Below are 11,996 nucleotides of genomic sequence, written 5' to 3' on the forward strand. Positions count from 1 at the left end.
CGCCGTGGCGGGGCGGTGAGCACGGGGCGGGGAACGGCCCTGTCCTCTCCCTCAGGCCGTACCGCCGCAAGGCACCGCTGTGATCAGCCCGTCCGGCGGATGAGCGCCAGATACATGGCGTCGGTGCCGTGCACATGCGGCCACAGCTGGATGTCGGGGCCGTCGCCCAGTGCCGGTACGCCCGGGAGCAGCGGCCGCGCGTCGACGAGGTCGGCCTGCGGGAACTGCTTGAGCACGTCGGCGACGACCGCCCGGGTCTCCGCGAGATGCGGTGAGCAGGTGGCGTAGCCGACGACACCGCCGACCCGCACGGCCTCCAGCGCGGTCCGCAGCAGCCCGCGTTGCAACGGCGCGAGCGCTTCGAGGTCCTCGGGCCGGCGCCGCCAGCGCGCCTCGGGCCGCCGCCGCAGGGCGCCCAGGCCGGTGCACGGCACGTCCATCAGCACCCGGTCGAAGGAGCCGGGCCGCCACGGCGGCCGGAGCCCGTCCGCGGCGATGACCTGATAGGGCCCCGGATTGCCGTGCAGCGCCCTGGCCACGAGCCCCGCCCGGTGCGGCTGCTTCTCGGAGGCGAGCAGCACGGCCCCGCGCTCGGCGGCCAGGGCGGCGAGCAGCGCGGCCTTGCCACCGGGCCCCGCGCACCCGTCGAGCCACCTCTCGTCCCGGCCCTCCACGGGCGCGGCGGCGAGGGCGAGCGCGACGAGCTGGCTCCCCTCGTCCTGCACGCCCGCACGCCCCTCCCGTACGGCGTCGACGGCCCCGGGCTCCCCGCCCTCGGTGAGCCGCACGGCGTACGGCGACCAGCGCCCCGGTACGGCGGCCTGTTCCCGGAGCAGCTCCTCGGGCGTGGCCCGCCCGGGCCGGGCGACCAGGGTGACCTCGGGCCGCTCGTTGTCGGCTTCGAGCAGCTCCTCGATCCCGGCCCGCCCGCCGCCGAGCGAGTCCCACAGCGCGGAGACGACCCAGCGCGGATGCGCGTGCACGACCGCGAGATGCTCCTCGGGATCGTCGTCGTACGGCGGGGCGACCCGTTCCAGCCAGCCGTCGAGGTCGTGCTGGGCGATCTTCCGCAGCACGGCGTTGACGAACTTGGCCCGCCCGTCCCCGAGCACCACCCGCGCCAGCTCGACCGCGGAGGACACCGCGGCGTGCGTCGGGATCCGGGTCCCGAGCAGCTGGTGCGCGCCGAGGCTGAGGACGTCGAGCACCGGGGGGTCGACGTCCCGGAGCGGCCGGTCCACACAGGCGGAGATGACGGCGTCGTACGTCCCCTGCCGCCGCAGCGTGCCGTACACCAGCTCGGTGGCGAGCGCCGCGTCGCGCGTGTCGAACGAGTCGGGTCCCTCCTTCTCCCGCGCCTTGCGCAGCAGCGGCGGCAGCACCAGGTTGGCGTAGGCGTCCCGCTCGTCCACGGCCCGCAGCGCCTCGAAGGCGAGCATGCGGACCGGGTCCTTCTGGGGTCGGCGATAGGGCCGGGCGGGCGTGCGGGGACGGGGGGACTGGTCGCTCACGAAAAAGGTGCTCCGGATTGCGGGAAGGAAGGGGCGTCCAGCGTACGACGTGCACACCGGACCGGCGCAGGAGCGTTACGCCCCGACCCGCTCGCCCTCGCCGATGCGCACCCCGCGCGCCCAGTCGGCGGCCCGCATCGGCTTCTTGCCCTGGGCCTGGACCCACAGCAGCTCCACGGCGTACGACCCCGTCCCCACGTGGACGCTGTTCTTGCCGACGGCCAGCGCACCGGGAGCGAGGTCGTCCCGCCCGGGCACCGGCTGCACGTGGATGAGCTTGAGCCGCTCGCCCCGGAAGGTCGTCCAGGCGCCGGGGGCCGGCGTGCACCCGCGCACGACACGGTCCACCCGCAGCGCGGGTGCGGCCCAGTCGATCTGCGCGTCCTCGACGGTGATCTTGGGGGCGAGGGTGATCCCGTCCGCCGGCTGCGGGACGGCCTTCAGGCTGCCGTCCTCGATCCCGTCCATGGTGGCCGCGAGCAGTCCCGCGCCCGCGAAGGCGAGGCGCGTCAGCAGGTCCCCGCTGGTGTCGGTGGCCCGCACCGCCTCGGTGACGGTCCCGTAGACGGGCCCGGAGTCCAGCCCCTCCTCGATCAGGAAGGTGGACGCGCCGGTGATCTCGTCCCCCGCCATCACCGCGTGCTGCACCGGTGCGGCGCCGCGCCAGGCGGGGAGCAGCGAGAAGTGCAGGTTGACCCAGCCGTGGGCCGGGATGTCGAGCGCCGCCCTGGGCAGCAGGGCCCCGTAGGCGACGACGGGGCAGCAGTCCGGCGCGATCTCCCGCAGCCGCTCCAGGAAGTCGGGATCGCGGGGCCGCGCGGGCTTCAGCACCTCGATGCCCGCCTCCTCGGCCCGCTGGGCGACGGGAGAGGCCACCAGCCTGCGCCCCCGTCCGGCCTGCGCGTCGGGCCGCGTCACCACGGCGGCCACCTCGTGCCGCCCGGAGGCGATCAGAGCGTCCAGGGCGGGAACGGCGACCTCGGGGGTACCGGCGAAGACGAGCTTCATGAAGGAGCGGGCCTCTCGACAAAACGAACCACGGGCAACGCACAAGTCTAGGAGAAGGAAGGGGGCGCGGACCGGCACCGGGAGCGCCCGCATATGCCCATACGCCCCCACACCGTGACCAGCGGAGCGCACCCGCGTTGGTCAAGAAAGAGTTGACCTTCTCCCCAACGCCGGTTCGAGAGGCTTGTTCATGGCCGACCATGCAACCCACGACGCCCAGGCCCGGGCCAGCCTGCACTTGCTGGTGCGGGACATCGAGCGGGTCCGCCGGCAGGTGGACGCGCTGCGCACCCTCACCGCCCAACTGGGCAACGTCTACCGCCCCCGCCGCTCGGGCCCCTCCACGGGCTTCGTCGTCTACGGACGCGCCCCCGCCCCGACGGTCCGCCTCGCCCAGGAACTGCGGGACAGCGTGGAGACCCTCGTCACCGCGGCGGTGGACTTCGACCGCTCGCTCGGCTTCTCGTGGGACGCGGTGGGCTCCGCGCTGGGAGTCACCAAGCAGGCGGTCCACCGCCGTTACGGCGCCCGCAGGGCCGCGGCGGCCCAGGCACCCGCCGAGGCCGAGCGCACCCCGGCGGAGCCGGCCGGCCCGCGCGCGGTCAGCGTGAACACCGGCCTGCCGGCGGTCCCCACCGTCCCCGCCGCCCGCTCCATGCCGACCCAGCCGACGGCGGGCAGCCCGGCCCTGCGCGACGAGGTGAGACCGACCGCCTTCCCCGGCCCGCGCAACGGCTGAGGCCCTCACCGCTCCTGCCCTCTCGGCCCCCTCCCGAGAGGGCAGCCGTGCGGGGAAGGGCAGCCGCGCGGGAGAGGGCCGCAGTGCGCCGGGCCCGTCGCCCCCGGCCTGCTGGTCACCCGATGTCCGCGGGATCGACCCGTACCCACACCCGGCCCGACTCCTCCGCCCCCCGAGCCGTCCGAGCGGCCTGAGCCGCCTTCAACGCGCCCGCCAGCGCCGCGCCCCGCCCCGGCGGCACCCGCACCAGTACCCGCTCCCAGTGCTCCCCCACAGGCGGCGCCCCCGGCCTCCGCGGCCGTCCCGGCGGGGTGACCGGCAATGGCACCGGCCCCAGCACCTGAGCCTCGGCGGGCAGCTCGACCGCCCCCAGGAAAGCGGCCACCGCCTCCCCGGTCCCCGCCACCGACGCCATCCGCGACACCGGCGGGAATCCCAGCTCGGCCCGTTCGGCGAGCTCCCGCAGCGCATGGCCCACGGGATCCCACCGCACCAGCGCCTGCACGGGTCGCAGCGTCGGTTCGGCGACAACCACCACGGTCCCACCCTCGCCCTGCGGCCGGACCAGCGCCGCGGCCGCGATCCAGCGCCGCAGCGCGTCCTCCCCGGCGCGCAGGTCGGGCCGGCCCAGCATGGCCCAGCCGTCGAGCAGCAGCGCCGCCGCGTACCCGCCCTCGGCCACCGGCTCGGCCCCCGGGGTGCTCACCACCAGCGCGGGCGCCCCGGGCACCGTGTCGAGGACGTGCTCCCGCCCGGAGGTGCGCACCGGGACGGCCGGGAAGGCCCGCCCCAGCTCCTCCGCGGTCCGCCGCGCCCCCACGACCTGGGCCCGCAGCCGGTACGACCCGCACTCCGGGCAGTGCCACGCGCTCTCCTCCCGTCCGCACCACCCACACCACAGCGCCCCGCCGTCCCGTGCCTCCAGGGGCCCGGAGCAGTGCCGGCACCGCGCGGCGGCCCGGCACTGCGCGCACGCCATCCGGGGGACGTAACCCCGCCGCGGCACCTGGACCAGCACCGGCCCGTGGCGCAGCCCCTCCCTGGCCGTCTGCCAGGCGAGGCTCGGCAGCCGGGCGGCGCGCGCGGCCTCGTCCCGTGCCAGGTCCTGGTCCCCCACGGTCCGCACCAGCGGCGCGACCTGCCGCACCTGCTCCCGCGCGGCGGCCAGCGGCCGCGCCCACCCGCTCTCGACGAGCTGCGCGCCCTCGACCGTGCAGCTCCAGCCGCCCATCAGGAACCCGCACCGGTCCTGGGCGGCGCGCAGCAACAGCACCTCGCGCGCGTGCGGCTGCGGCGCGTGCTGCTCGCTGTGGCTGTCGTCCCCGTCGTCCCAGAGGGCCACCAGCCCGAGGTCGCGCACGGGGGCGAACATCGCGGCCCGGGTCCCGACGACGGCCCGTACGCTCCCGCGCCGGACACCGAGCCACTCCCGGTAGCGCTTCTCGGGCCCGGCGTCCGCCTGGAGCAGCGCGTGCCGGCCCTCCCCCAGCAGGGCCGTCAGGGCCGCGTCGACCCGTGCGGCGGCCCGCCCGTCCGGTACGACCACCAGGGCCCCGCGCCCCGAGGCGAGCGTCGCGGCGACTGCCCGGGCCAGCTCCTCGCTCCACCCGGGCCCGGGCAGGGCGTTCCACACGGCGCGCGGCACACCGCCCGAGGCCAGTGACTCCAGGAACGCGGCCCCGCGTTCGTACCGGGTCCAGGATCCGGCCTCCGGCGCCGGGGGCGGGGGCTGCGGAGCGGGCGAGGGCCGCTGTTCGGCGCGTGCGTTGCGCGGCGGTACGGCGAGCTGGAGCACGTCGGCGAGGCTCCCGGCGTAGCGGTCGGCGACGGCTCGGGCCAGGGCCAGCAGCTCCGGACCGAGCACCGGCTCGGGCGACACGACCTGGGCGAGGGCCGCGAGCGGCCCGGAGTAGTCGGAGGAGGCCAGCCGCTCGACGAGGAACCCGTCGATGAGTCCCCCGCCCTCGCGCCGTCCTTCGCGCACCCGGCCGCGACCCGCGCCGAACCGCACCCGCACCCGCACCCCCGGCTGGGCGTCGGCGTCCAGCTCGGCGGGCACGGCGTAGTCGAAGTAGCGGTCGAGGTGGAGCACGCCCTTGTCGACGAGCACCCGTGCGACCGGCAGTTCCTCGGCCAGCGCGGCCCCCCGCCAGGTCCGCGGTTTGGCCCGCGGCTCCTTGGCCCTGCGCACGGTCTCCCGGATCAGCGCGAGCTGCTCCGGCGGCGCGCCCTCCCCGCCTCCGGCCCCCGGCCCGTTCTCGCTGCTCACCCCTGCATTCTTACCGCACCCCACTGACAGCGCCCGCACCCCGAGACGCCGACGGCTGCCCCGCTGCGGAAACGGGACCGGCTCCCGGGTCCATCGCTGTGATGGACCCGGGAGCCGGTGTCGTCCTGGTGCGGAGGGTGCGGCAGGTGCGGCCCTACAGCCCCGCGGCCTTGCGCAGCGCCTCGACGCGGTCGGTCTTCTCCCAGGTGAACTCGGGCAGCTCACGGCCGAAGTGGCCGTAGGCGGCGGTCTGGGCGTAGATCGGGCGCAGCAGGTCGAGGTCGCGGATGATCGCGGCCGGGCGCAGGTCGAAGACCTCGTCGATGGCCTTCTCGATCTTCTCGGTCTCGACCTTGTGGGTGCCGAAGGTCTCGACGAACAGACCGACCGGCTCGGCCTTGCCGATCGCGTAGGCGACCTGGACCTCGCAGCGCGCGGCCAGACCTGCGGCGACCACGTTCTTGGCGACCCAGCGCATCGCGTACGCCGCCGAGCGGTCCACCTTGGACGGGTCCTTGCCGGAGAAGGCGCCGCCGCCGTGGCGGGCGAAACCGCCGTACGTGTCGATGATGATCTTGCGGCCGGTGAGGCCGGCGTCGCCCATCGGGCCGCCGATCTCGAAGCGGCCGGTCGGGTTGACCAGCAGCCGGTAGTTCTCGGTGTCGAGCTTGATGCCGTCGTCCAGGAGGGCCTTCAGCTCGGGCTCCACGACGAACTCGCGGATGTCGGGCGCCAGCAGGGAGTCCAGGTCGATGTCGCTCGCGTGCTGCGAGGAGACGACGACCGTGTCGAGGCGGACGGCCTTGTCGCCGTCGTACTCGATGGTGACCTGGGTCTTGCCGTCGGGGCGCAGGTAGGGGATGGTCCCGTTCTTGCGGACGTCCGAGAGGCGCTTCGACAGGCGGTGCGCCAGGAAGATCGGGAGCGGCATCAGGGTCGGCGTCTCGTCCGAGGCGTAGCCGAACATCAGGCCCTGGTCACCGGCGCCCTGCTTGTCGAGCTCGTCGTCGTCGCCCTCGACCCGGGACTCGTACGCCGTGTCCACACCCTGCGCGATGTCCGGGGACTGCGAGCCGATGGACACCGACACACCGCAGGAGGCGCCGTCGAAGCCCTTCTTGGACGAGTCGTAGCCGATCTCGAGGATCTTCTCGCGGACGAGCTGCGGGATCGGCGCGTAGGCCTTGGTGGTGACCTCTCCGGCCACGTGCACCAGACCGGTCGTGATCAGGGTCTCGACGGCGACGCGGGACGTCGGGTCCTCGCGCAGGAGTGCGTCGAGGATGGTGTCACTGATCTGGTCAGCGATCTTGTCGGGGTGACCCTCGGTCACGGACTCCGAAGTGAACAGGCGACGGGACACAACGCTCCCTGGGGTTGCAGCGGCTGCTGGCTGATCATTGGCGGACGCGACGGGAGCTGCGCCCGGCGTCGTCCGGGAACAGTTTATCCGTCGAGCCCGGCCACCGGCCCACCCGTCTCGCCTCTCGGGAGCGCTGTGACCTGCGGCACGGGCATTCTGCCGAATGCCGAGCGCGCTTGGCCAGGGTCGCCACGCCCGAATCGAGCGGCGTACGAGGGAACGGCGAGCGCATCAAACAGTCAGGTCAGGCGTGGCGTCACCAGGTCCCACACGATTTCGGCCAAGGCCTCCTTGGGCCCGTGCGGTACCGGGGTCTCGGTGCCGTCGGCGCCCAGGACGACGGCTTCGTTCTCCTCGGAGCCGAAGGTCCTGCGCTCCCCCACCTCGTTCACGACCAGCAGGTCGCACCCCTTGCGGCGGAGTTTCGCGCGGCCGTTGGCGAGCACGTCGTCCGTCTCGGCGGCGAAACCGACGACCACCTGCCCGGGGCGGGCGCGGTCGGCGGAGATCTCCGCGAGGATGTCCGGATTACGCAGGAGGACGATCGGATCGGGATCCTGTCCGTCCTTCTTCTTGATTTTCCCGGTGGCGTAGGTCTCGGGCCGGAAGTCGGCGACCGCGGCGGCCATCACGACCGCGTCGGCGTCGGCGGCCGCCTTGAGCACGGCTTCCCGCAGCTGTACGGCGGTCCCGACCTGGATGACGTCGACGCCCGCCGGGTCGGGCAGCCCGGTGTTGGCCGCGATCAGGGTGACGCGGGCACCGCGGGCGGCGGCGGTGCGGGCGAGGGCGTACCCCTGCTTGCCGGAGGAGCGGTTGCCGAGGAAACGGACCGGGTCGAGGGGCTCACGGGTGCCGCCGGCGCTGACCACGACATGGCGGCCGGCGAGGTCGGGTTCGCGCACGCCCCGGGCCAGGACCCGGCGGCAGACCTCGAAGATCTCGGCGGGGTCGGGCAGCCGCCCCTTGCCGGTGTCGACGCCGGTGAGCCGGCCGACGGCGGGCTCGACGACGACGGCGCCACGGCGGCGCAGCGTCGCCACGTTCTCCTGGGTGGCCGGGTGCTCCCACATCTCGGTGTGCATCGCGGGGGCGAAGACGACGGGACAGCGGGCCGTGAGCAGGGTGTTGGTGAGGAGGTCGTCGGCGAGGCCGTGGGCGGCCTTGGCGAGCAGGTCGGCGGTGGCCGGGGCGACCACGACCAGGTCGGCGTGCTGGCCGATGCGGACGTGCGGGACCTCGTGGACGTCGTCCCAGACCTCGGTGGAGACGGGGTGGCCGGAGAGGGCGGACCAGGTGGCGGCGCCGACGAAGTGCAGGGCGGAGGCGGTGGGCACGACCCGTACGTCGTGGCCGGACTCCGTGAGCCTTCGCAGCAGCTCACAGGCCTTGTAGGCGGCGATACCGCCGCTGACCCCCAGAACGACCTTGGGCTTGTCCACCGTCTCTCCCCGGGACCTCGACAGCGCGCCGCGGCTCCGGCGCACGACTCCATCACACACCACAGGCCCGGCAGGAGCACTGCCGGGCCTGTGGAAAAGTCAGCTGCAAGCTGAAAGTACTACTACTGCGTCCGTGGGACCGCCTTACTGCGCGGGGTCCGCCACGGCCTCGGACGTCAGCAGACCCGCGTTGATCTCGCGGAGCGCGATCGAGAGCGGCTTCTCGTGCACGTGGGTGTCGACGAGCGGACCGACGTACTCGAGGAGGCCCTCGCCGAGCTGCGAGTAGTACGCGTTGATCTGGCGGGCACGCTTGGCCGCGTAGATCACGAGGCTGTACTTCGAGTCGGTGGCCTCGAGGAGCTCGTCGATCGGCGGGTTGATGATGCCCTCGGGCGCGGAGATGGAAGAGGACACGCTCTACCTTCCGATGGATGGGAAAGGATCAGTGAGTGCGACCTTCACGATCACACGACATCCATCAAGGCTAGCAGCTCACGCGCCACGTCCTCGACGGAGGTGTTGACCAGGGTCACGTCGAACTCCGGCTCAGCCGCGAGTTCGATCTTCGCGGCGTCCAGCCGTCGCTCGATGACCTCGGGCGGCTCGGTGCCCCGCCCGGTGAGTCTGCGCACCAGCTCCTCCCAGGAGGGGGGAGCCAGGAACACCAGCTGGGCGTCCGCCATGGACTCCCGGACCTGCCGGGCGCCCTGGAGGTCGATCTCCAGGAGGACGGGCTCGCCCGCCTCCAGCCGCTCCAGCACGGCGCCTCGCGGCGTCCCGTAGCGGTTCCCGGCGAACTCGGCCCACTCGAGGAGCTCGCCATTGGCGATCAGCTTGTCCATCTCGTCGTCGGTGACGAAGAAGTAGTGGACCCCGTGCCGCTCACCGGGGCGCGGCTTGCGGGTCGTCGCCGACACCGAGAGCCAGACCCCGGGGTGTTCCTTGCGCATATGAGCGACGACCGTGCTCTTGCCGACCCCGGAGGGGCCGGAGAGCACGGTCAGCCGCGGACGTTCACTCATGCAGCGATTATTCCAGCAATCCCGGAGTGCCCGGGACTCCCTTCCCGGCAGTATCCGGGATCAGGACCCGGTGCTGCCGAACTCACGCTCCAGGGAGGCGATCTGGTTGGAACCGAGACCGCGTACGCGGCGGCTCTCGGAGATGCCGAGTCGCTCCATGATCTGCTTGGCGCGGACCTTGCCCACGCCCGGCAGGGACTCGAGCAGGGCGGAGACCTTCATCTTGCCGATGACGTCGTTCTCCTGACCCTGCTTGATGACCTCGTGCAGGGAGGCGCCGGAGTGCTTGAGTCGATTCTTGACCTCGGCCCGCTCCCGGCGAGCCGCGGCGGCCTTTTCGAGCGCGGCTGCGCGCTGTTCGGGGGTAAGGGGCGGAAGAGCCACGCCTACGTCACCTCGGATGTCGAACTGTCGGATACGGACCGGTGAGGAACCTAGTCGCCCCACACCTAGGGAGCTACGAGCAACACACTCTGCCCGTTCACTCTGCTCGGAGACTAGCGGCCAACTCCGCCTGAGTCAGCGAGAACAGAGGAAAAGTCCTGGTCAGCCTCCGTCAGGACGGGATATTTAAGACATAGTGCCCCGGATTTGAGGATGTATCCAGCCTCAAATAGGCCACGAAGCACTCGTCGGAGGTTTGAAACGCCCCCGGACCGGCCGTCAGGAGGACTCCAACGTGACGCGGATCTCGTCGGCGAACCGGTCCGCGGCGTCACGCAGCGCGCTCACGTGGGGACCGTGGCGCAACACTCCCCGGCTGACGTTCGGCACGACGTTGCGCAGCACGCTCCCGAACACCCGGGGAAGATCGGTCGGAGTCGCCCCCTGGGCCCCCACGCCGGGCGCCAGGAGCGGCCCGTTGACGGCGAGGTCGTAGGACGACAGGTCCCCCAGGGTCGCCCCGACGACCGCCCCGAAGGAGCCCAGGGGTTCCTCGCCCGCGTTCTCCGCGGCCAGGTGCGCCAGCATGGTCGCGCCGACGTCCCGGCCGTCGAAGCGCACCGCGTGCTGCACCTCGCCGCCCTCCGGGTTGGAGGTGAGCGCCAGGACGAACAGCCCCGCGCCGTTCTCCCGGGCCAGGGCGACGGCCGGGCCGAGCGAGCCGTAGCCGAGGTACGGGGAGACGGTCAGCGCGTCGGAGAACAGGGGCGCGTCCTTGTGCAGGAAGGACTCGGCGTAGGCGGCCATGGTCGAGCCGATGTCCCCGCGCTTGGCGTCCATGACCACCAGGGCGCCGGCGGCCCGCGCCTCCCGGACCGACTTCTCCAGGACGGCGACCCCGCGCGAGCCGAACCGCTCGAAGAAGGCGCTCTGCGGCTTCAGCACGGCGACCCGGCCGGCGACCGCCTCGACGACCGTGCGGCTGAACCGCTCCAGACCGGCCACGTCGTCGTCGAGCCCCCACTCGACCAGGAGGGAGCGGTGCGGGTCGATCCCGACGCACAGGGGGCCGCGCTCGTCCATCGCCCGGCGCAGGCGCGCGCCGAAGGGTTCGAGGGTCATGCCGTCTTCCTCACGTCGGCGCCGACCGCGTCGGCGAGGGTGGCGTACGGGCTCGTGCGCAGCCGTGCGGCGAGCCCCTTGTGGAGGGCGCGGCTCCAGAAAGGGCCCTCGTAGATGAAGGCGCTGTACCCCTGGACCAGCGTGGCACCGGCCAGGATGCGCTGCCAGACGTCCTCGGCGGTCTCGATGCCGCCGACGCCCACCAGGGTGATCCGGTCGCCCACGCGCGCGTAGAGCCGCCTGAGCACCTCCAGGGAGCGGGCCTTGAGCGGGGCCCCGGACAGGCCGCCGGTCTCCTGGACCAGCGCGGGGTCCGACCGCAGCCCGAGCCCCTCGCGCGCGATGGTCGTGTTGGTGGCGATGATCCCGTCCAGGCCCAGCTCCACCGCGAGGTCGGCGACCGCGTCCACGTCCTCGTCGGCGAGGTCCGGGGCGATCTTCACCAGCAGCGGGACGCGCCGCGAGGTGACCGTGCGGTCGGCGGCCTCGCGCACGGCGCTCAGCAGCGGCCGCAGCGCCTCGGTGGCCTGGAGGTTGCGCAGCCCGGGCGTGTTGGGCGAGGACACGTTGACCACGAGGTAGTCGGCGTACGGGGCGAGCCGCTCGGTCGACTTCACGTAGTCGCCGACGGCCTCCTCCTCGGGGACGACCTTGGTCTTGCCGATGTTGACGCCCACGACCGTCCGGAAGACGGGCGTACGGGTCGCCAGGCGCGCGGCGACGGCGAGCGAGCCCTCGTTGTTGAAGCCCATGCGGTTGATGAGCGCGCGGTCCCGAACCAGCCGGAAGAGCCGCTGCCTGGGGTTGCCCGGCTGGGGCTCCCCGGTGACCGTGCCGATCTCGACGTGGTCGAAGCCCAGCATCGACATGCCGTCGATCGCGACGGCGTTCTTGTCGAAGCCCGCGGCGAGCCCGAAGGGGCCGTGCATCCGCAGTCCGAACGCCTCGGTGCGCAGCTCCTTGTGGCGGGGCGCGAGGGCGGCGGCCACGAAGGTGCGCAGCACGGGGACGCGGACGGCCAGCCGGATCCAGCGGAAGGCCAGGTGGTGCGCCTGCTCGGCGTCCATCCGCTTGAAGACGAGATTGAAGAAGATCTTGTACATGGTTCCCTCATGAAGAGCCCTCATGAAGAG

Annotated in this window: 11 protein-coding genes; 1 reads left to right on the forward strand and 10 read right to left on the reverse strand. The window is 73.2% G+C overall.

Features of this window, described 5'->3' with window-relative positions:
* Nucleotides 1-83 precede the first annotated feature (83 nt).
* Nucleotides 84-1,511 (reverse strand): RsmB/NOP family class I SAM-dependent RNA methyltransferase, encoded by a 1,428-nt coding sequence (locus AQJ58_RS14750; RefSeq protein WP_067249990.1) that lies wholly within the window; start codon nt 1,509-1,511, stop codon nt 84-86.
* A 75-nt stretch (nt 1,512-1,586) separates the two neighbouring features.
* Nucleotides 1,587-2,519, reverse strand: a complete 933-nt coding sequence (fmt, locus tag AQJ58_RS14755; protein WP_067249992.1) for a methionyl-tRNA formyltransferase — start codon at nt 2,517-2,519, stop codon at nt 1,587-1,589.
* A 190-nt stretch (nt 2,520-2,709) separates the two neighbouring features.
* On the opposite strand from fmt, the gene AQJ58_RS14760 reads away from it, so the two are divergent.
* A complete protein-coding gene (locus AQJ58_RS14760) occupies nt 2,710-3,258 on the forward strand; it encodes a hypothetical protein (RefSeq protein ID WP_067249994.1) in 549 nt (182 codons plus the stop codon).
* A 115-nt stretch (nt 3,259-3,373) separates the two neighbouring features.
* Here the strand turns inward: AQJ58_RS14760 and AQJ58_RS14765 are convergent, their stop codons facing one another.
* The 8 genes from AQJ58_RS14765 to AQJ58_RS14800 form a co-directional block, all read right to left on the reverse strand.
* Entirely contained in the window at nt 3,374-5,527 is a 2,154-nt protein-coding gene (locus AQJ58_RS14765; protein WP_067249996.1) for a primosomal protein N', read from the reverse strand.
* Between the two features lie 154 nt (nt 5,528-5,681).
* Entirely contained in the window at nt 5,682-6,890 is a 1,209-nt protein-coding gene (metK, locus tag AQJ58_RS14770) for a methionine adenosyltransferase (RefSeq protein WP_067249997.1), read from the reverse strand.
* Nucleotides 6,891-7,129: 239 nt separating this feature from the next.
* Complete coding sequence (gene coaBC / locus AQJ58_RS14775) at nt 7,130-8,332, reverse strand: bifunctional phosphopantothenoylcysteine decarboxylase/phosphopantothenate--cysteine ligase CoaBC (protein ID WP_067249999.1); 1,203 nt, start codon at nt 8,330-8,332, stop codon at nt 7,130-7,132.
* 144 nt (nt 8,333-8,476) lie between these two features.
* The gene (rpoZ, locus tag AQJ58_RS14780; protein ID WP_067250001.1) at nt 8,477-8,749 is read right to left on the reverse strand and encodes a DNA-directed RNA polymerase subunit omega; all 273 of its coding nucleotides are present in this window, start codon (nt 8,747-8,749) and stop codon (nt 8,477-8,479) included.
* Between the two features lie 50 nt (nt 8,750-8,799).
* The gene (gene gmk / locus AQJ58_RS14785; protein ID WP_067250005.1) at nt 8,800-9,357 is read right to left on the reverse strand and encodes a guanylate kinase; all 558 of its coding nucleotides are present in this window, start codon (nt 9,355-9,357) and stop codon (nt 8,800-8,802) included.
* Between the two features lie 60 nt (nt 9,358-9,417).
* Nucleotides 9,418-9,741, reverse strand: a complete 324-nt coding sequence (locus AQJ58_RS14790) for an integration host factor (protein ID WP_003977346.1) — start codon at nt 9,739-9,741, stop codon at nt 9,418-9,420.
* 279 nt (nt 9,742-10,020) lie between these two features.
* Entirely contained in the window at nt 10,021-10,863 is an 843-nt protein-coding gene (gene pyrF / locus AQJ58_RS14795) for an orotidine-5'-phosphate decarboxylase (protein ID WP_067250008.1), read from the reverse strand.
* The gene (locus AQJ58_RS14800) at nt 10,860-11,966 is read right to left on the reverse strand and encodes a quinone-dependent dihydroorotate dehydrogenase (protein WP_067250010.1); all 1,107 of its coding nucleotides are present in this window, start codon (nt 11,964-11,966) and stop codon (nt 10,860-10,862) included. The genes pyrF and AQJ58_RS14800 overlap by 4 nt, the downstream gene beginning before the upstream one ends.
* Between the last annotated feature and the right edge of the window lie 30 nt (nt 11,967-11,996).

The sequence above is a fragment of the Streptomyces sp. DSM 15324 genome (genome assembly GCF_001514285.1).
Classification (GTDB): Bacteria; Actinomycetota; Actinomycetes; order Streptomycetales; family Streptomycetaceae; genus Streptomyces.